The sequence below is a fragment of the Bacillus sp. FJAT-25509 genome, assembly GCF_001420605.1.
GTDB lineage: Bacteria > Bacillota > Bacilli > Bacillales > Bacillaceae_G > Gottfriedia.
Map to the genome: position 1 here is coordinate 215,772 of NZ_LJIZ01000003.1, position 20,290 is coordinate 236,061.

17 protein-coding genes and 1 pseudogene are annotated in these 20,290 nt (G+C 32.8%); 3 read left to right on the forward strand and 15 right to left on the reverse strand.

The genetic code is table 11. The features are described from left to right. The 7 genes from AN960_RS01390 to azlC all read right to left on the reverse strand — a co-directional run bounded on the left by AN960_RS01390 (position 1) and on the right by azlC (position 7,851). Positions 1 to 798 carry an ABC transporter ATP-binding protein gene (locus tag AN960_RS01390; RefSeq protein WP_286131541.1) on the reverse strand — a complete coding sequence of 266 codons (798 nt, stop codon included), beginning with the start codon at positions 796 to 798 and terminating at the stop codon, positions 1 to 3. A gap of 269 nt (positions 799 to 1,067) precedes the next feature. Continuing rightward, positions 1,068 to 3,185 (reverse strand): HelD family protein, encoded by a 2,118-nt coding sequence (locus AN960_RS01395; protein WP_056465745.1) that lies wholly within the window; start codon positions 3,183 to 3,185, stop codon positions 1,068 to 1,070. Between the two features lie 352 nt (positions 3,186 to 3,537). Further along, entirely contained in the window at positions 3,538 to 3,987 is a 450-nt protein-coding gene (locus AN960_RS01400; protein WP_056465747.1) for a Ger(x)C family spore germination C-terminal domain-containing protein, read from the reverse strand. After that, entirely contained in the window at positions 3,974 to 4,702 is a 729-nt protein-coding gene (locus AN960_RS01405; protein ID WP_056465749.1) for a spore germination protein, read from the reverse strand. The genes AN960_RS01400 and AN960_RS01405 overlap by 14 nt, the downstream gene beginning before the upstream one ends. A gap of 324 nt (positions 4,703 to 5,026) precedes the next feature. Next, positions 5,027 to 6,784 (reverse strand): adenine deaminase C-terminal domain-containing protein, encoded by a 1,758-nt coding sequence (locus tag AN960_RS01410; protein WP_502692484.1) that lies wholly within the window; start codon positions 6,782 to 6,784, stop codon positions 5,027 to 5,029. A gap of 18 nt (positions 6,785 to 6,802) precedes the next feature. After that, positions 6,803 to 7,135 (reverse strand): branched-chain amino acid transporter permease, encoded by a 333-nt coding sequence (locus AN960_RS01415; RefSeq protein ID WP_056465752.1) that lies wholly within the window; start codon positions 7,133 to 7,135, stop codon positions 6,803 to 6,805. Next, positions 7,132 to 7,851, reverse strand: a complete 720-nt coding sequence (azlC, locus tag AN960_RS01420; protein WP_056465754.1) for an azaleucine resistance protein AzlC — start codon at positions 7,849 to 7,851, stop codon at positions 7,132 to 7,134. Before azlC ends, AN960_RS01415 begins: the two co-directional genes overlap by 4 nt. 226 nt (positions 7,852 to 8,077) lie before the next feature. On the opposite strand from azlC, the gene AN960_RS01425 reads away from it, so the two are divergent. Then, entirely contained in the window at positions 8,078 to 9,475 is a 1,398-nt protein-coding gene (locus AN960_RS01425) for an aminotransferase-like domain-containing protein (RefSeq protein WP_056465755.1), read from the forward strand. Between the two features lie 82 nt (positions 9,476 to 9,557). Here the strand turns inward: AN960_RS01425 and AN960_RS01430 are convergent, their stop codons facing one another. The 4 genes and pseudogenes from AN960_RS01430 to AN960_RS01440 form a co-directional block, all read right to left on the reverse strand. Next, positions 9,558 to 10,037, reverse strand: coding sequence for a GNAT family N-acetyltransferase (locus tag AN960_RS01430; protein WP_056465758.1), 480 nt, complete (start codon positions 10,035 to 10,037; stop codon positions 9,558 to 9,560). A 453-nt stretch (positions 10,038 to 10,490) separates the two neighbouring features. Next, positions 10,491 to 10,613 carry a nucleotide-binding domain-containing protein gene (locus tag AN960_RS25260; protein WP_172795382.1) on the reverse strand — a complete coding sequence of 41 codons (123 nt, stop codon included), beginning with the start codon at positions 10,611 to 10,613 and terminating at the stop codon, positions 10,491 to 10,493. 34 nt (positions 10,614 to 10,647) lie between these two features. Next, positions 10,648 to 11,634, reverse strand: a complete 987-nt coding sequence (locus tag AN960_RS01435; RefSeq protein ID WP_056465760.1) for a proline dehydrogenase family protein — start codon at positions 11,632 to 11,634, stop codon at positions 10,648 to 10,650. Between the two features lie 32 nt (positions 11,635 to 11,666). Continuing rightward, positions 11,667 to 11,846, reverse strand: a pseudogene (locus AN960_RS01440) (L-glutamate gamma-semialdehyde dehydrogenase); the annotation flags it as partial. Positions 11,847 to 12,027: 181 nt separating this feature from the next. Here AN960_RS01440 and AN960_RS01445 point away from each other — a divergent pair. Then, positions 12,028 to 13,593, forward strand: a complete 1,566-nt coding sequence (locus AN960_RS01445) for a sigma-54 interaction domain-containing protein (RefSeq protein WP_056465764.1) — start codon at positions 12,028 to 12,030, stop codon at positions 13,591 to 13,593. 337 nt (positions 13,594 to 13,930) lie between these two features. Here the strand turns inward: AN960_RS01445 and AN960_RS01450 are convergent, their stop codons facing one another. Both AN960_RS01450 and AN960_RS01455 read right to left on the reverse strand, forming a co-directional pair. Next, positions 13,931 to 15,151 carry a sugar efflux transporter gene (locus tag AN960_RS01450; RefSeq protein ID WP_056465766.1) on the reverse strand — a complete coding sequence of 407 codons (1,221 nt, stop codon included), beginning with the start codon at positions 15,149 to 15,151 and terminating at the stop codon, positions 13,931 to 13,933. A 142-nt stretch (positions 15,152 to 15,293) separates the two neighbouring features. Next, the gene (locus tag AN960_RS01455; RefSeq protein WP_056465768.1) at positions 15,294 to 16,163 is read right to left on the reverse strand and encodes a Cof-type HAD-IIB family hydrolase; all 870 of its coding nucleotides are present in this window, start codon (positions 16,161 to 16,163) and stop codon (positions 15,294 to 15,296) included. Positions 16,164 to 16,362: 199 nt separating this feature from the next. On the opposite strand from AN960_RS01455, the gene AN960_RS01460 reads away from it, so the two are divergent. Further along, complete coding sequence (locus AN960_RS01460) at positions 16,363 to 17,259, forward strand: AraC family transcriptional regulator (RefSeq protein WP_056465770.1); 897 nt, start codon at positions 16,363 to 16,365, stop codon at positions 17,257 to 17,259. A gap of 180 nt (positions 17,260 to 17,439) precedes the next feature. Here AN960_RS01460 and AN960_RS01465 read toward each other — a convergent pair whose 3' ends face one another. Together AN960_RS01465 and AN960_RS01470 are read right to left on the reverse strand one after the other, a co-directional pair. Further along, on the reverse strand, positions 17,440 to 18,588 hold the full coding sequence (locus AN960_RS01465) for a toxic anion resistance protein (RefSeq protein ID WP_056465772.1): 1,149 nt from the start codon (positions 18,586 to 18,588) through the stop codon (positions 17,440 to 17,442). A gap of 19 nt (positions 18,589 to 18,607) precedes the next feature. After that, positions 18,608 to 20,290 (reverse strand): vWA domain-containing protein, encoded by a 1,683-nt coding sequence (locus AN960_RS01470; protein WP_156339583.1) that lies wholly within the window; start codon positions 20,288 to 20,290, stop codon positions 18,608 to 18,610.

Here is a 20,290-nt window from a genome sequence, read left to right on the forward strand (position 1 = left end):
TTATCCCCCCTTAACAATGGATACGAATTCCTCAGCTAAAGCTTGATGTTCATTAAATCCTGTAAGCTGATTAAAAATCTGTTCCAATGATCCTTCTTCATTTTGCTCCTTTAATTCTTTAAAACTACCATCTGCTACGATTTTTCCATCATTGATCAATATAATTCGATTACTTATTTTCTCTACTACATCCATAATATGTGATGAATAAAAAATCGTTTTTCCATTAGCAGCTAGAATGTCTAGAATTTCTTTAAATACCATTACACTATTTGCGTCAAGCCCACTAAGTGGCTCATCCAAAAACAATAGGTCAGGATTATGTATCAAACTTGAAATGATAAGGACTTTTTGCCTCATTCCCTTTGAAAAAGAAGCAATTCGCGATAAGTAAACTTCATCCAAACCAAATACCTTCATTAACTTCATTGCCTTCTCATCAGCTTCGTCAAAATCCATCCCGTATAACTCGCCAACAAATGTTAAATACTCCCTTGCTGTAAGATTATCGTAAAGTTCAGCAATTTCAGGAACATAACCAATTCTCTTCTTGTATTCAACATGCTGATCCGAAATTTCCTCCCCAAAAATCTCAACCTTTCCAGAGTAATTCCCTTCTAGACCTAATAAAATTTTAATCGTCGTACTTTTTCCTGCTCCGTTTGGTCCAATATAGCCAATAATTTGTCCTCGATGAACAGTTAAATCAATTCCTTTTAATACCGATTTTGCACCATAGTCCTTCTTTAGATCCTTTAAGCATAATACGACTTCTTGTTTTGTATCGATGATGGTCACCTACTTTTTATTTAATACTTCCATATTAATAGACTACTAATCTTATTGAAAAGAGTAGGATTTACCATATTTTAGGAGATTCTTTACGATAATAGAAGAATTATATGTCTGTTTTAAGGAAATTGAAAATGATTCAATAGTTTTAGAAAATTCATATGAGTCAATATAAAAAAGCATCGATCTGCAAAATCGATGCTCTTTAATATTGTATTAAATAATTGAAAATGCTGTTTAATTTTAGCGCTTAGTTAAAATAATGAGTATTGTAATTAAACAGTCTGAATTGGTGGTTTTTCAATTAATGGAGATTTGTTTCCAGAATATAATACAGTCAAATTGTGAAGTGCTCGAGTACATCCAACATAAAGTAACTTAGCGTCTTGTTTCGTTTCTTCATAATGCACGTCATCTACATCGACAAGTAGTACCGCATCAAATTCAAGTCCTTTAGAAAGATACACCGGTACTACCGAAATTCCACCTTCGTATTTTCTCTGTTTTGAATGGATAAAAGATATTTCTTCTCCAGCTACGGATAATTCACTATGTAAAATTGCACACTCATCTTCAGTACGGCCAATAATTGCAATTGTATCCATTTTATCCTTTTTTAATTGTTGGATAGAATTAATTATGACTTGAATCCGATTTGTATGATCTACTTCTTGTATTTTAACTTTTTCTCCACTTCGAAATACTGGATTTGCTAAGCTAACAGGAATATTTGCTTTTTTTATAATCTCATTCGCAAAATGAATGATTTCCATTGTTGAACGATAGCTTCTATTTAACTCGTAATAGGTTACTTCTTTTTCATTGAATACATCTAAAAATTCATCCCAAGTATTGATCCCTTGGTACTCGTGAATGGCTTGGGATAAATCGCCTAGAATGGTGAACGAATTTCCAATCGTCATCTGCTTTAATAATGCAATTTGAAACGGTGAAAAATCTTGCGCTTCGTCTACTATTACATGATGAAACTTTTGATTTGACTCAATTCCAAACAGTCGATTGTGAATATATACTAGTGGAGCCAAATCCTCCTGATCCATCTCTTTCTTTTTACAATTTAAAGATGTAGATTTAATAATATCTGCCGGTATTTCGTCTACAATCGAAGCATCCTTTGTTGTAGTGAATAGAGATTTATAGAAAGTAAGTGCAGTATGCTTTGGCCATTGTTTCATATAAGAATTTAAATATTGAGTTGCTTTTTTCTTTTTTTCTTTTCTTATGTTAGTTTCTTCAATAACCTTTAGCTCATTATCTATCCATTTCTTAAGCCTTGCAACAATCCGTTCTCTCCGTTTAGCAAGTGGATAATGTTTATACTCAAAACTAAACCAATGTTTAAGCGTTTCTTTATCAATCATTCTCTTTTTCCATGGTTTGAAATCATTTTCAGGAACCGCTGAGGCTTCATATCTATCCATACATCGATCAATATATGACATAAAATGAGTTGAGCCTTTCCATTTACCTGGACTATTTTGATTAATTTCAAGGCGGTTCGCACCAGTTGCGAACCATTTGTTTAGGTTTTCTGATGAATCCTTTTGTTTTACTTCATGGTCGAGAGTATTTAATGCCCAATCAGAAAATGTTGTTTGTTGAATGCCACCTACCCCTAGCTCAGGAAGAACGTTTGAAATATAGTCTAGAAACATATTATTAGGTGCAAAAATAATCATTTTATCTGCCCTTAATGTTTCGCGGTATTGGTAAATTAGAAATGCAAGTCGATGAAGAGCAACAGTTGTTTTTCCACTTCCTGCTACTCCTTGAATGACTAATGGTGTATTTTTAGATGAACGAATAATATCATTTTGTTCAGATTGAATAGTAGATACAATATCCTTTAAGCGATTATCTTTGTTTTCACTTAATCGATATAGAAGAAAATCATCAGTAGTTGATACATCTTGATCGCCTTTTACATATGTATCTACAACGCGTTGGAGATTTTTTTTGCGGATTACTATATTTCGTTTTAAATAGATGATCCCTTCGATAATTCCTTCAGGAGATTCATAATAAGCAAGTTCGTCTCCTCCTGTAAATGAATAAAACATACTTGCAATTGGAGCACGCCAATCAATTATCAATGGATTTTCTGTCGCTTGTTCTGAAATCCCTACTTTTCCTATGTAAACTGGTACCGACTGTTTATGCTCCTCTTGAAAATCCATTCGACCAAAATAAGGTTCATTTTTAGCTAAGCGAAGATTTCTTCGATTTGTTTCTCGAATTCCTTCAAGTACTTGTTCGGTTACATCACTTCCAGTGTAAACGGGAATCCCTTCAAGTTTCGTTAACTGCTTTTCCATTTCGGTTAAAATAGTGTTTAAATATTGAAGTTCTTCATTATATTGTTGTGTAGACATTTTTCTACCCCCTTTATGTAAATAAATAGCCGAATTTTCAGACGGAAAGCTATTGTATCAAGAAGTATATTAAAAAGTAAAGAGATTTAAAAAATAAAATATTTGTTTATCATTTGGTTTTACTTCAAAAAATTTACAAAAGCTCATATACGTAAGCAGTGTAAAATAAAAAAGATGAACCTGTAGTAAACAGAAATCATCTTTTTTCTGAGACTTAACGTTTTCTTAGGTTCTTCTCTAAAGGGCATATTCTACAATCGAGACTTTTTTTATTTTTAATAGCCAAAATATCATGTTTTATTTATCTTATTCCTCATCAAATGAATTTTTCATATTTCAATCTTTAATTCCTTTACATTGATAACCCTTTATCAACCAAAATAATTTTAACCTTAACCTTAATTTTTGATTGTTGAAATGCACCAACCCAATTATCTTCTACTTTTTTCCATTCTGAGTATTTAAATGATCTAGCAAAAAGACCGAGGCCAATTGGGTCCAACTTGTCATTTTGGAAGGATTTAACAAGTTGATTTAGTTCTTTTTGTAATTCATTTTCTATTTCCTTTTTTAACTTTCCTTGCGAATTGTCATTTAATTTTATTGGAGATTCTGTTATTGCTACCGGTAATTTGAGATTTATAGTAAATTGGTATTTACCACCATCATATTTTTTTTTTACATTCCTTTTTATATCAGTAATATAAAAACTGATTCTGCTATTTGGGATTGTATTTTCATTTTTGTTGTGTTGTTTCGCATTTAACCACATTGCTAATTGTCCTTCATTATGCCGCTTCATCTGGTCTTTCTGTCGTTAATATTTGCGGAAATGGTGAAAATTGATTTCTCTCCATTAATTGAGCCAGTTGATTTGCATTTAACACTGAATCTACTTTTATTTCTGAAATTCTATTTTCTACAGATAATAGGAGATTCTCATCAACTACACGATCTAAATAAGCAATTGACACAATGCTTCTATTCTCATTTCCAATTTCAGTTTGTTTTGTTCGAAAATCTTTATTTTGAATAAATCTACGGAGCAAGGCAATGTTAGCTTGATATGTTTCAACAAAAGAAATTCTTGAACCTTTCAGCGAATTATCGATATTTGGTGGCATGAATGTTCTATGAGGTGGATTCTCTGTAGAATAAATAAAAGCAGATGAGATGCCGTCTAAAAATAAAATACTCTTACCATCTAATATAGATTTTTCGATTTTAGGAATTCGAATCGTACTTTCCGTATTATTATTTACGAATATCTCGAAATCTTTTTTTTGCGAAATATTATTAATAAATGAATCAATTTTTTGGTCATTTACTAGTCCAGATAAATAAATTAAAAGTGCAGGCTTTTCATCAATCATTAGAATTTTTTTTACAAGGTCAGATGTAGGGAAAATTGATTCTATGATTTCGAAGTTTTCATTAAGATTTCCTTTGGGATTTATTGTGAAATTATGGATATTATTTTTCTTATTTTTTTCGTTTCTTCCATTTAAATGATCCACTTAATATTTCATCCCTTTACTAAAAACTAGAACTATTTTAGATAAATCAACCTGTCAATTACGACTCTAAAATTATCCTAATTAGTATGCGCATCTTTGCTGCATTTCATGATTGAGAGTTTAAATAATGTGTATAAAGAAATTTTTATTAAATTGTTTGTGAAATAAATACTAATTTAACGATAAGAATTCGATCGTTTTGTACGATAAATTAGAATTAGATCATAAACCTCAAACAAATAAAAAGGCATGAATCAGATTAATTTTCGGATTCATGCCTAAGATACTGCAATATATTATATTTTTTTATTAAAGTTAGTTGCCTCAAATTATTTTTTGTGAAGTTTCCCTTTTTGTTGGAGAAACTAGAATTTCTTTATTTTTCACATCATATAATCCACTCGGAGTTAATCGAATAAATGGTAAATGGGTTGCAGAAAAGAATAATAGCGTAAAAGCAGGATCATCGTATTTATATCCTTTTTCTTTTAACAATTCAATCATTTTTTTCTCAATTTGGATTAAGCTGTCCATTTCTAATTCAGACATGCTACCTTTTAAAGCTAAAGCTATTTCATGAACAACTTTGTCCTCTTCTACAAGTACCATACCACCACCAATTTCTTTCATTCTTTCAAAAGCTTTCAACATATCTGATTTTCTTTTGCCTAAGATTAAAATGTCTCCAGTACCAGAATAAGAACTTGCAAATCCACCCATATGCCTAGCAAATCCTTTCACTAGCGTGTTTAATCTCCAAGAACCATCTCTTCCAACCATTAAAAGAAAACATTCATCATGTTCGTATGATAACTCATCACTTTCTAACTCAATCATACTTTCATATGGTTTTGTAATAACATTATTTATCAAGTTTATACCGTATGAATTTGAAAGACACAGATCCTCTTTTTGTAAATTCCATTTTAAATCTAGTTTAGAGAATTGATATTTCTCCCAATCGATCGGCAAATATCGATTGTTAGGGTTCCCGTCTTTCTTGATCCATTGACCTTTTGCTAAAACACTTCGAGGTGTTGGGTTTTCTTTACTATCTAGTAGATTAATATTTGCAATTCTTCCTGTGGCGATTGATCCATGTAAATGTTCCATATTATAATAGCAAGCTACATTATAACTTGCCATATTATATGCATCAATTAATGGTATTTCGTGACGTATTGCTATTTTGATTAATTCATCAGTCATCCCCTTTTCATAGAAATAAGGATGTGAACCGTCAGTCGTAAAGAAAAAACGATCAAATTTTTGAATACCAAGCTCTTTAATTTCCTTTAAAAGCACTTCTAAATCAGGTCGTATCGAGGAATGTCTTAATGAAACCATATAGCCCTGCATTAACCGCGAAAGTACTTCTTTTCCTGTCATTGCTTCATGATCGCAATCTGCACCTAATAACATTAATTTAGCTAAAGTGCGTTCTGAAGCTCCAGGAAAATGTCCTTCGACTTTCTTATTTAATTTTTTAGTCTCCTGGATCCAGGTTAGCATCTGATCGTCACCATTTAGGAGCTTTGGCCACGCAGTTAGCTCTCCACCTTGTAAAACTAATTCATTTTCGAGCCAAGTCATCACATCTTGCGAATTAAATAGCTCATCATTTTTCAGTAATTCAGTTTGTGCGTCGAAACGGCACCACCAATACATGCTTGTTGGTATATTTTTAAAATCATTCAATAATTCAAAAGCAGCTTGACTAGGCAATTCTAGGAAAAATTTCAGATTATCGTTTATTAATGTTGTTGTACCGAATTGTCCAGCATTTTTTGCTAATGTTAGAGGATTATAGAGTTGATATGGATGAGCATGAGGTTCAATATATCCTGGCACTAAATATTGCCCTTCACAATCTACCACTTCAATTTCATCTAAATTTTCTGGAAGATTTTCTCCAACATAAACAATCCGATCTTGATAAACCCATATATTCGCATGTAACCATTGGTTCAAATATGAATTTAAATACGTTGCATTTTTTAAGACGATCTGCGGATTAATTACTCCATCAAGAACATTTACTTGGTTTCTAATTTGCTCATTACTCCATCTATAATTTTTCATCATTTCACCCCAATTTTGTTAAAAAACTAATTGTACAAGAATCATATAAACAATCGTACCACCTGCGATCGAAAGAAGCATCATTCTCTTCCATAAATGGAGAATCGCAACAACAAATACTGAAATAAACTCTGGAATACCGTGTGTACCTGAAAATACATTTACATTCTTAAAACAATAGATGACCAATAGTCCAATTACCGCAGACGGTAGAACTTTACCTAGATACTGTACATACTTCGGTGTAGCTTTCCCCGGTGGAAAAATGATAAATGGCAGAAATCTTGTAAGCATTGTACCTAAAACAACCATTGATACTGTGATAATTTGCTGTGTTATATTCATCGTCATACGGATACCTCGACTTTCTTAGATGGTTTAGATGGTTTTCTAAGCACACTAAGTGTAATAAGAATTGAAAGCATCGCAGGAATAATGAAGTTATTTCCACCAAAAATAATAAGACAAATGGTTGAAAGACCAACTCCTGTTATTGCACTAATGTGTTTTGTCTCTTTTTTCCATTGCTCAATGAAAATAACAACAAAAAGGGCAGTCATTACAAATTCAAGACCTTTAGTATTGAATTTTACAAGTGATCCAAAAATTCCTCCAATTGCTGCGCCAATTACCCAATATAAATGATTAAGGAATGTAACAAAAAACTTAAACCAATTCTTATCCACGTTATCTGGTATATCAGCGGTATAATTTATCGAAAAAGTCTCATCGCAAAGTCCGAAAATTAAATAGATTTTTTTCTTACCAGTGCCTTTATATTTATCTAACATTGAGATTCCATAAAACAAATGTCGCGCGTTTACCATTAAAGTTAGTAATAGTGCGTTAAGTGGATTAAAGCTCATCAGTAATAAGTTTGCTGCAATAAATTCCATGGATCCTGCAAAAATTGTTAGCCCCATCAATATCGGATAAATCGCACTGAATCCTAATGAATTCATAAAAATCCCATATGCGATACCTAAAAATAAAAATCCTGCAAAAATGGGAATAGTGTGTGGAAAAGCAGAGCGAAATGCCATCCAAAGTTTGTTTCCTTTTTTCATACTTTCACATCCTGTATCGTTAAATTTATTATAATTTAACATACAGAATCCATACAAAAAATGAAATAATTGTATGGATTACAATTTTCTAAAAATTAAATCAAGTACAAATTAAAGAGTATTTACCAACTATCTGCTCAGTTATGAATAGATTTGTATTTTTAGATTTCCATACAAAAATGATATAATTGTATGGAATTAAAGATTAGAGGTGAACTATGCTAGTATGCCAGTAAATTCATTTGATAATTACCCAATGTCTTGGAAACCCGACAAAATGACTTTAAAACGTCCTTTTTATAATTCCATTGCGCTACAACTTGAACAAGATATTATTAATGGCTTTCTAGCTCCCGGTACAAAGTTACCACCGCAACGAGAATTAGCGGATTTTCTTGACTTAAATTTTACGACAATTACTAGGGCCTATAAAATATGTGAAATAAAAGGTTTAATCTATGCGATTACAGGAAGTGGAACTTTTGTTGCTCCAAATGCTGCCCATTCAATAACCATTTCAACAGATAAAACAGCAAATAGTATTGATCTTGGCTTTGTGGCTTCTTTTGAACAAACGAATAGTATTGTAACTGAAGCAATTCAGAAAGTAGTCAGTAAAAGTTATTTAGATCAATTATTAAATTACAATGATCCTACCGGAATCCCACATCACAAGGCAGCTGCACTAAACTGGATGGAACCTTTCGGCATTAAAGCTGCTCAAGATAATTTAGCGATTGTATCTGGTACTCAAAACGCTTTGGTCATTGCTTTAGCTAGTTTATTTGAGCCAGGTAATCGTATTGCAACAGACTTTTACACCTTTTCGAATTTTATAGAGTTAGCAAAAACGCTTCACATTCAATTAATCCCTATTCATTCCGACCAATTTGGCATGTTGCCAGATGAACTTGAAAAGCAATGTAGCCAATTAAATATACATGGCATATTCCTAATGCCTTCTTGTAGTAACCCAACCACTATAATGATATCTGACTTTCGAAAACTTGAATTAGCTTCTGTAATAAGGAAGCATCGTTTAATTTTAATCGAAGATGATATACATGCATTTATCACTGCGGGAGTAATATCTGATTACAAACAACCAATGTATAACCTACTTCCTGAACAAAGCATATATATTTGTGGTACATCAAAGTCCATCTGTTCTGGATTAAGAGTTGCTTACATGGTTTTTGGGGATACATTACGTGAAAAAATTCTAAAAGCTATTTTTAATCTTAACGTAAAAACATCATCTCTTGATGTTGAAGTAATTACTGAACTGATCTTATCAGGAAAAGCGCATGAAATCGTTCAACAAAAGAAACAGTTAGCTGAAACTGTAAACAAAATTTATACATCCTATTTCCCTGTAAATAAGTTTGGTCATCCGCTTAGTTTTTACCGTTGGCTTCCTATTCATGGAAATAGTAATGGGGTAAACTTAGAAGCGGATTTAAAAAAACTAGGTGTACGTGTATTTCATTCTGATCGTTTTCTAAGTGGACAATCTTCTTCTGAAAAGTATTTACGTATTGCACTTTCATCTACCCATTCATTAGATGATTTAGATTCTGGATTGAATGTTCTAGCTCAATATCTCGATAAACAGATGAAATAATTGCGATAAAACAAATGCGTTTGAAAAAAAGGAGCTGAATGACAATCAGCTCCTTTCAGACTATTAATTTATACTTTTATATTTATTTAAAGCGAGAAGAACTAACCTTTAAGTTATAATCAGTAATCTCAAATCCAAGTTGTTGATAGAGGTTCAATGCTCCTTGATTATGACCAAAAACGTGTAGACATACGTCATCTACTCCTAATTCATTAATTTCTTTTATACACTTACTCATCGATTCTTTACCGAATCCCTGACCTCTATATTCTGGATAAATAAGAATTTCATATAAATAAGCATAATTTGCCTCTTGTTTTAAATTAATAGAATACCAAATATAGCCAATCGTTTCTTCGTTTAAAACGATGTTTTTCAAATAGTTATTTTCAGTATTTTCACCTTCTGGCAATAAAGATTGAAAAGCTGCCTTAGATTGTCCTAAAGCTGTTTCTTCTTTCCAACTTCCATTTTTCACTTTATCATTCGCAAAATTCACGGTTGCTATTTCTAGGAACCTCTGAAAATCTTGATTATTCATAAGTGTTAAATTTAAAGTCAAATTAGATCATCCTTTTCATTTGAATAATTTTTAAGCTTAAAGTCCCCATTAAGTATTCAATTTCATATCAGAAATATCCTTTTTTGATCGTCAGACTATGAAAATAGGACGATACTTTTGTTGCACAATTAGAAAACGCATTTAGATGAAATGAAATAAGCTGGAATAAATTTTTCTCACTAAGTTCCATTCTTTTATCAAGGTTCTGTTAAAGTAAAATCTTGAAATTTAATATTTGAAAAAGGACTGTCTAAATTTTGACAGTCCTTTTACGATCTTATTGAAATAATGCTAGCGTTAGCTCGATAAGAAAAGCTATGTTTGAACACTGAGAAATACCTATTCTAGTATAAATTAATTAAGAAAAGATGGTAATAAAATCACCTCATTAAACAAAAACGAATACAAATTAATTGTAAAAAACAGGGGGAACTCGATCACTAGTTTTATTATTTAATAGATTGTTACTGGTATATGATCTCTTGCTACACATTCACCATTTTTTACAATATAGCACTCTACATAATGATCACAATGAAATTCATGCAAGTTTGTTGTTGTTGTGAATTCAGCCAACTTCGCTTTAAATTATGAACGCTTTATTTTTTTATTATTTCTGTTTTTTCTTGTTTACTTTAGATAATCTTCCTAATGTAAAGGCACCGACCGCTAAGCCAATCATGGTGTTGTTTTTTTTATTAAAGACCTGTTTTGCTACAAGGTTTAAGTTTTGTGGTCTTTCCGCAAGCCGACGCATAAAGTAACCGTACCAATCTTTTCCAAATGGCACATAAGTGCAGAAATTGCAGCCTTCACTTGCTAGTTTCAACTGAAGGTCTTTTCTGAAGCCGTACAGCATTTGGATTTCAAATTTATCGTTCGGAATATTATTTCTTTTTACAAAATCTTTAACATGTTGGATGATTTTGTGGTCATGTGTTGCAATAGAAGTGAATTTTCCATTTAACAAGTGCCATTCTATCAACTTTATAAAGTTTTTATCAATATCTTTCTTGTCCTGGTACGCATATTCCTCAGGCTCTTTATATGCACCTTTTACAATACGAAGGCGAAAATCTTTATACTTTTCGAGATTTTCTTGTGATTGATAGAAGTATGCCTGGATAACGGTCCCTACATTATCATACTCCAAAGAAAGCTCATCTAAAAGATCAAACGAAGGCTTTAAGTGTCCATAATCTTCCATATCAATATTAACAAAAATCCCATATTGATGTGCCTGGTGAACAATTTCCTTTAAATTACTCAAACAAAAAGAGTACTCAATGTCCAAGCCCAATTGAGTCGGTTTTAACGAGATATGTGCATCTACTTTATTCTTATGAATAGCTTCGATGACTTTCAGAATTTGTTCTCTAGCCTGAATTGCTTCTTCCTTTTTAAAGACAAATTCCCCTAAGTTATCGACCGTACATGAGATCCCATGTTTATTTAGCTCTTTAATGCTTTTAATTACTTCTTCAATATTTGTACCAGCTACAACACTTTGCGCCCCCATTTTTAAACCATACTTTTTAGCGGCACTGTTAAGAATTTGGTTTTGTGATAGAGCCATAAAAAAATCTTTCAATATCATATTGATTCCTCCTATATTTTCCTGCTACCTAAATCTTTATTAGCAGGGTTAAATGATGTTATTTTGTGATCCGTTATAATTTTTTCCCCGCCAATTATTAGGGGATATTCTTTCCTAAGCTGTGAGTTTACAAGATTTAATGCTTGATTAAACGCGTTTATATTCTCCTCTTTTGAAAAGTCTGTAAAAGGTTCGTGTTTATAAGATAGCATGTTTTTCCCCCCTCAAATCCTTTGTTGCTTTATTTAAATGCAATTTTTGTGCCAACTTAAAAAACTACTTTATACTTGATTTTTTCGAAAATTGTGTAAACCAAATGTTTACAAAAGTGTAAACAGAGTGTAAAATATAAACACTTTTGTAAACCATTAAACAATGATAAGGTGATTGGTTATGTTAAAAGAAAAAGTTTCACTTCTGTCCATCTCCCTACCTTTAGACGCGGAGATTCATACAGAAAAAATAAAACAATTCTCTGTCGACACCTTGCTCTCAGAGGTTGAAGAAATAGTTCTAGACCAAGATATTGTTCTTGTTGATGAAGCTGGAAGGCAAGTGCGCAGGGTCCCCTTTACTACATTAATAAATGCTATTTTTCAAGAGTGGCAAAAGCTTTCAGGTGTTTATCAGACGCTTCTGCGTGCGGTAGATAATGCCATTACAATAGTAGACAGCGATGGAAAAGTTGTTGCATGGAATCCTAAGGCAGAAGATTTGTACAAAACTTCTGCTGAAGAAATGATTGGCTCTAAAATTACGAATCGCTTTAAAGAGGATTCTGTAGTTTTAATGTCCACAATGAAGGAAGGAAAAGGGGTTATTCGGCATTATAACCAGCCGCAGGAAGATGTCCATGTATTAATTAACACCTTACCAATATTCATCAGGGATAAGGTGGTAGGGGGGATTTCCGTTGAAAGTGATATTACAGAAATTGTAAAACTAAATAATGAACTTACATCTACTACTGCGTATATTCAAGATTTGGAAAATCAGATTGGGTACAAGGATATTATCGATCCTTTCCACAAAATAAAGGGAAGAAGCCAAGCGATAAAAACTTCCATCTCTTTGTCCAAGAAAGTCGCCCATACAGATGCAACCGTCGTGATTACTGGTGAGAGCGGTGTTGGTAAGGAATTGTTTGCACAGGCTATTCACAAAGCAAGTCCCCGTTCAAATGGACCATTTGTTGATCTTAACTGCGGGGCCATTCCCTCGGCGCTTTTTGAAAGTGAATTATTTGGTTATGAAAAAGGTGCATTTACAGGGGCAATAAAAGAAGGGAAGCTAGGAAAAATAGGGACAGCAAAGGGTGGAACATTATTTCTCGATGAAATTGGAGAAATGCCATTAGAGCTTCAAGTAAAATTGCTGCGTGTCTTGCAGGAGAAACAATACTATCGAGTTGGCGGAAACCAACCTATTCCAATAGATGTACGAATTCTTTCAGCAACTAACCGGGATTTGGAGAAAATGGTGGAAGAAGGTTTATTTCGTGAAGATTTATATTATCGGTTAAATGTGGTTACGATCCCTATCCCGCCCCTCAGAGACAGAAAGGAAGACCTTCCCGAACTTGTCCAATTATTTTTAAAAGAGTTTTCCATCAAATACCGGAAGCCGGTTCCAGTCATTTCTCCGGAAGTGATGGTAACATTCATGCATTTTCCTTGGAACGGCAATATCAGGCAGCTAAGAAATATAATTGAGCGAGTAATGATATTTACAGATGATAATATAATCAAATCTGAACAATTGCCAAATGAATTTTTTAAAAGACACATAAATTCTCAATCGCCTATTCTCGGAGAAGCAGAATTACACGAAGGGGATGAAAAGTCACTAATAATACATGCCCTAAAAGTAACATATGGAAATAAATCAGCTGCTGCAAAAATGCTTGGTATTTCCAGGGTGACACTTTATAACAAAATGAAGAAATATGGGCAGTTATAATGAGATGTAATTTTTAACAAAAAAGTGACGTAGCACTTCCACCTCTACCCTATTAAATTGAAGATCCTTTAAATCACTATGCTATCTTTTTGTACAAATTATTGTTGTGATAACAAATATTGAGCGTCTCTAAGTAAATATTCTGCAGACTCAGTTATGATGTGTTTACCACTTTGAGCCCTAACTTCATTCAAGAAGCCTTTCAAATTGTTATTTCCTAACTTTTCCTGTATCATCTTAATTCTTTTTGCCAAAATAGAAAAAAACGAGCTACAGTAATAGCTCGTTTTTGCACGCGTTAATACACAAACTTTTATATATTTTGTGAACTCTTCAACTACACAGACTGACTTTGACTTGTCGCTATTTCCATTTCCACATTGTTTTTTGATTTCCATAATATAAAAAGTGAACAAATTACAAACAATATACAAAGTAAATAAACATTTCGAAACCCTGCTAATTGTGCAAACAGACCTCCGCCTAAATTTCCTACTAAACTTCCGATCGTCGAGCAATTCGCATAAATCGATGCAGAAAAGCCGGGTGAATTAGGTAGTAGGTCGTTAAAATAGCTTATACCATTACCCATAACAATCGCAATGTATGTTGCTTGTAGAAGCTGTGCAACGATTAACTCCCAAGTATGAGTTGATATGCTTAAGATTAAATAATAGAGTAACCCAATAAAGCAACCGTAGATCATCAAAGCATGATTCGATATTTTTTTAGAAAGTACACCCAACACTAACATGATTGGAATTTCCAAGCCTGCACATATACTTACGACTAATCCAACATCAGTATTAGTACCATGTAGCTCATTGACGATAAAAAGAGGTGTGTTGATCCAATTAATCGAACTAACTGCAAATAATAAGATAAAAGCAATAACTGGTAGTCTAAGCTGTTTACGTTTAGCTGATGTGACTTTAGTCTTACTTTTCTTTTTTAGATTGTTCTGAACTGGCTTTCTCTTTTCTAAAAAGAAGAATACTAGAATTGTAATCATTACATAAATGCTAGATGTTCCCCAAAAAAGTCCATGATAACCTTTTGCTCTTAGAATTATTGTTCCTATTAATGGTCCAATTAAAAATCCTAAAGAAACGAGCGAGCGTAAAGTTGATAAGGCTAAAGTCTTATCCTTAGATAAACTTGCATTTGCTGATTCCTGTGCGGATGCAAAAATTTGTGGCATGGCCGCTGCGCCTAATCCATTAAATAAAGCAACGAAAACTAATAATAAAAAGTAGTTATGAAATATTAAATAAGATGCATAACCTATTGCTGATGAAATCATCGCAATCATTATAATCCATTTTCTGTCAATTCCTCGATCAGAACGTTCAGCAATAAATGTATTTACTAAAACACCACTTAATGAAATCACTGCCATGAAGATACCAAATGCTCCAGAACTCATCCCGATATATTTTGTACTATACAGTGATAAATAAGGAGTTGTAATTGAAAGTCCAATCCCTACAAATAATAAACATATGACAAACAAACTATACCCTTTAATAGCAAATAGATCTTTTATCCGTCTAACCAATATTCACTCCCCCTTACCATTCTATATTTTAATCGATTAGTTAAAATAGACAAATAAAAACACCCTTGGATAAATTAAGATGCACCATTAATTTAACCAAGGAAAACGTTGCTTATTTGGATGTATTAAGATTCCTTAACTATTATAGTACATTCGACTTATTAAAAATATATTTTTCGAATGCATATGCAACACCATTTTCATCATTGCTTAATGTGACAAGATCACATGCGAGCTTTACTTCTTCTTCAGCATTCCCCATGGCTATTGATAAGCCGGCTATATTAAACATCGGTAGATCATTTTTTTCATCTCCAATAGCTACTGTATTCTCTAATGGTATCTGAAAATAGGATGCCATCGCTTTTAAACCATACCCTTTATTTCCATTCATATGTGTAATCTCGAGATTAAAAGGAGAAGAACTAGTAACAAAAGTCTCATCTATGAATCTTAATTTTTTTTCAATTCGCTCCATTTGTTTTGGATCAAGGGTTAAAATAAGAAACTTTTGAATCGTATAATCCTCATTATCAATTATTTCTTGAACTTTGTTAAAAAACGAATGTCCATATACATTTGGTGGTGTGGTAAACATTTTGTAGTGTCTATTTGTGAAGTAATCTTTAGGAACTCGCCCGGATGAAACAACTTGTTCAAATCGTTTATCCCAATTACTTGGGGCAAATATTCCCTTATTTGTAGAAACATTGTACGGTAATTCTTCTCTCTCAACTTCTAAGGCAATTTTTTGTATTTGAGATTTCCCAATTGAATTTAGTTCAATTAATTCTCCGTTCACATATAATGCCGTCCCGTTATGCCCCCCAACTGGACAATTTAAGCCATACTTTGAAAGCTCATCGCTTACTGAACTTGGTGAACGACCTGATAAAATCATAACGATATGTCCTGCTGCCTCAGCTCTTTTAATCGCGCTTAACGTTTCCTCACTTATTATTTTATTTGAGTTGAGTGTAGTACCATCCAAATCTAAAGCAATTAGTTTCATATGAATCTCTCCCTTTATGGGTTCTATATTTTGATATTGTTATAGTTTTGATGATATGTTTGATATAATTAAGTATGCATTAAAATAAGCAGAGTTCGTTAACTCATTCCTCCTAAATGATTGCCTAATCCTCTCACTTTTACATATCCTATGGAAAATTTTTATGTTTTTTTAATATAAAATCAGCAAGGAGGACTATATGTCTGAAATTAACGTTTCTTATCTAAGCGAACTAATCCAAATTATTGATCGCAATACTAGTCGTGAAGGTGTTAATGAGACCTCAATTAACTCGTTATTTTTCATACGAGAGTCAAATATTACTGATCCAAAATACAGGATCTATAAGCCATCTCTCTGTATTGTTGTTTCTGGTGTAAAGGAATTGTTACTAGGAAATGAAAGTTTTAAGTATGGCCCTGGAAATTTTTTAGTTGCATCCGTTGATTTACCTGTTACAGGCCAAGTTATTGAAGCTACACCAACCACTCCATATCTAGCTTTAAAAATTGAATTTAATCCAAATCAAATTTTAGAAATTTTAACTGATACTGAAATCCCCACTAATTCAAAGGAAAATGCAAAACGAGCGATATTTGTCAATGAATTAGAGGGTTCGATCCTAGATGCAGTGATTAGATTGGCCCGTTTAATAGATTCGCCTGAAGATATTCCAATACTTGCACCTATTTTTACAAAAGAAATTCTATATAGAGTATTGCGTGGACACAATGGGAGTATATTGCAACAAATCGCCATCGAAGGTAGCACTACTAATCGAATAAGGGAAGTTATTGAACAAATTAAAGCGAATTTTTACAAGTCTTTACGAATTGAAGAACTTGCAGAAATAGCAAATATGAGTGTTTCTTCCCTACATAGACACTTTAAAGATGTAACTGCAATGAGTCCTCTACAATTTCAGAAACATTTAAGATTGCAGGAAGCACGGCTTTTATTACTATCCGAGTCTTCGGATGCAGCAGAAGTAGCATTCCGAGTAGGGTACGAGAGTCCATCCCAGTTTAGTAGAGAATACTCTCGATTATTTGGTTTGCCTCCAAAAGAAGATCTTAAACGCCTGAGAGCGAAATAATTGATTCATATTTTTACAATTTTAAAAAGATCTTCTGTAATTCTAAAAAATGTAAAAGCCTGCGTTTTTATTAACGTAGGCTTTTTTAATACACTAATCATTATTCATAAAATTGTATTGGTCTTGCCGTTCGTTGTTCTCCGTTTATATCATTTCCTACATATCTTTTTCCAGTATCTTCTATAAACCGATTCGATCCCCTTTTTCAAGTCTTTGAATCTGCTTAGAACCGACTTCGGCTAATTCTTGAAATTGTAGGATTGTTTGACGCATTTTTGGCAAAGCTTCTTGTTTAAATGTACTAATTGATTCAAATGCGGATATGACGTTAGTGAAAGAGGTTTTTAGTGTTTCAACAGAAACCGCTGACTCCATCGCTTGCTTTTGGATTGCAACTCCTTGTTCCTTTAATAATCGAGAAGTACCTTCAATAATAGTATTTGTTGTTTGATTTAAAGCAGTGATTTTTTGCAAAACAATTTTTTGATTATATAGAGCACTTGCTACAGTTACTGCTGTATTCAGTGCTGAAATCGTTACCGTTTTTGCACGTTCCACACCTCGAATTAATTCACGATTATTCCGAATCACAACCTCATAAGACATATCTCCTTGGTGATTGACGACTAACATTTGCTGTAGGTCCATGACTCGTTGTCTTAACGGATAAAGAACTTCCTCTGAGATGAATTTAATTTTTTCTTGATCTTCCCCTTCAACTTTTGCTTTTTCAATTTGATTTTCAATTGACTCATCCATTAATGTTCCAAGTTGGATTTCCTTTTCTAGCGTTTTTGAAAGCATACGAAGTGATAGTTGTTCATGCTCTAATGTCGTGTTATCATTTTCAAGAATTTTTTTCCCCTTATCAAGTGAATTTACGATATCTGCGATTGCTACATCTGCTTTTTCAAATCTCTGAAAATATGAACGAATCGGATTAAATAACTTACCAAAAAAACCAGACTTGGTAAAATTAATTACACTTGGATCTAAATCCTTTAATTGAACTTGGAGGTCTGCTAATCCTTTTGCAACTTGCCCTCCCTCGTCTCCACTTTTAGCAAGTTGACCAAGTGAAACCTTTAGAAGAGAATTTTTATTCGAAGAAGATTTCATCGTCTGTAATCCAAATGATTCAATTGATTGAAGAATTTCCTTTCGTTTTTCGTACGTTTCCTTTGAAACAGTGTCTAACTCCATAATCATCGCTACATTTGCATCCGCTGTTGCCTTTAATTTGATTAATTCCTCAGGTACAGGCTTTACTTGCTCTTCTATTACTGCCTTAATTTCCTCTTCATTTACAACTTGCATAGAAAATGACATTCTTAAATCCTCCTACTAATTAAAGTTGAACATTAAATAGATTACGAATTTTATAGATTACGTCATCTGAATCTGCATTAATATTTGCAGCTTCGTTTATATTCGAAATACTTTCAAGCGCTTTAATATTAGCGTTATAACCAATCGTATAAATTGGAATTTTATATGCTTTTATGATTCCTTTTACATTCTTCAATGAATTCCCATGATTGGTCTCGCCATCGGTAAGGACAAAAATGAGCGGTCTTACATTTGGATTTTTTTTCATTTCTTCTTTTAGCATATTTATTGCAACAAGGATTCCATCATTTGTTGCTGTATCTCCGCTTGCATCGAGGCTAGATACCGCACCAACAAATTTTGACTGTTGATTTGCATCATATTTCGCTATTGGAAGATTGATCGTCACATCCGCAGAGTATGAGATTAAGCCAATACTATTATCTCTTCCTAAATATTTTTGACCTTTAAGTAATGATTCTTTTAGCTCATTTAAAGGTTTACCATCCATACTACCTGAAACATCTGCAACAAAAACCGCAGCAATTGGATTTGAAGTATTTTTCTTTCCTTTCCAAAGTTTCTGTGCAGCAGTTAAAGTATCCCCATCAATCGTTTTAAGCTCTGATTTGTAATTGTTCAACCCATTAAACCCATCCTGTTTCGCAAGTGATTGAAGGTTATTTTGACCAGTAAATTCAGCAAATTTTTTCAAAATATCCATTTTCTCTTTTGATAAATTCCCTAAAGCATAAAGTGGACTGTCGTGGCGCACCCCAAATGGAATAAATTCATAACTATTTTTTAAATCAGGTGAATTAACAAAGGTTTGATATTCAAGGACAAAGGCATCTAGTACGCCAGATTCCGCTGCATCACTCATTTGTAGAGTCGTAGATGCTGTGAACGGTACATTTGCTTGAAAGCTTTCAAATCCTTTTACAGCAGTAGCACTAAGTACATCATTTGAATCAAATGAATTTAAAGTCGTTACTAAAAAATTTAATCCAGTTGAACTCGTAAATGGGTCAGTATATCCCATTGATAGTTCATTTTTTGTCATTGCTTCAATAACGGTTTTCGGATCGACTTTACTATACTTTTTCATTAACTCATTATATTTTGACCGTGAAATGACAATTCCAGGAACATTTCCAACTAATCGCGACGATACCGTTTCTGTTTTAACACCACTTGCTGTAATCATTTGACCCCAAAGTTCATTTGAAGGTGTAAAGGCATCAGGAACATATTTACCAGATTTAATAAAATCCGTTGCAGTACCAGATGCAATGTTTCTAATTTTGACAGATACTTGCTGACCATTTAGATTGAATTTTGCATCATTAAACTTATTTGCAACTTCGTTTAACCAACCATTTTTCCCGTCACTTGATTTTTCAGTAGATGAAAAAATTTCAACAAAACGATCAGTCGTATTGTCTACAGATACAGGAAATTTAGAAATATCAGGGAGTTCACTTGCGACATCAGCGGTACTTAAGTCAATTTGACCTTTAATTGGTTTTGCTTTTGATATATTTATTTTTGAAATCATTTTAGCTAATTGCTGATTTTTATTTTTATCAGTAATTTTCACAACTTTATGCCCTGAAGTCATATTGATTCCAATATAGACAAGAAGAAAAACTACAACAATTACTGCAATAGATGCAAAAAGAAACTTCCTCATTTTTATCAT

Bases quoted from the DNA above. Each gene is read 5' to 3' on its own strand.
- AN960_RS01435 (WP_056465760.1), bottom strand. From the start codon at position 11,634: ATGATATTGAAAGATTTTTTTATGGCTCTATCACAAAACCAAATTCTT.
- AN960_RS01470 (WP_156339583.1), bottom strand. From the start codon at position 20,290: ATGATAAAAATGAGGAAGTTTCTTTTTGCATCTATTGCAGTAATTGTT.
- AN960_RS01460 (WP_056465770.1), top strand. From the start codon at position 16,363: ATGTCTGAAATTAACGTTTCTTATCTAAGCGAACTAATCCAAATTATT.
- AN960_RS01415 (WP_056465752.1), bottom strand. From the start codon at position 7,135: ATGACGATGAATATAACACAGCAAATTATCACAGTATCAATGGTTGTT.
- azlC (WP_056465754.1), bottom strand. From the start codon at position 7,851: ATGAAAAAAGGAAACAAACTTTGGATGGCATTTCGCTCTGCTTTTCCA.
- AN960_RS01455 (WP_056465768.1), bottom strand. From the start codon at position 16,163: ATGAAACTAATTGCTTTAGATTTGGATGGTACTACACTCAACTCAAAT.
- AN960_RS01445 (WP_056465764.1), top strand. From the start codon at position 12,028: ATGTTAAAAGAAAAAGTTTCACTTCTGTCCATCTCCCTACCTTTAGAC.
- AN960_RS01395 (WP_056465745.1), bottom strand. From the start codon at position 3,185: ATGTCTACACAACAATATAATGAAGAACTTCAATATTTAAACACTATT.
- AN960_RS01425 (WP_056465755.1), top strand. From the start codon at position 8,078: ATGCCAGTAAATTCATTTGATAATTACCCAATGTCTTGGAAACCCGAC.
- AN960_RS01410 (WP_502692484.1), bottom strand. From the start codon at position 6,784: ATGAAAAATTATAGATGGAGTAATGAGCAAATTAGAAACCAAGTAAAT.
- AN960_RS01400 (WP_056465747.1), bottom strand. From the start codon at position 3,987: ATGAAGCGGCATAATGAAGGACAATTAGCAATGTGGTTAAATGCGAAA.
- AN960_RS01465 (WP_056465772.1), bottom strand. From the start codon at position 18,588: ATGTCATTTTCTATGCAAGTTGTAAATGAAGAGGAAATTAAGGCAGTA.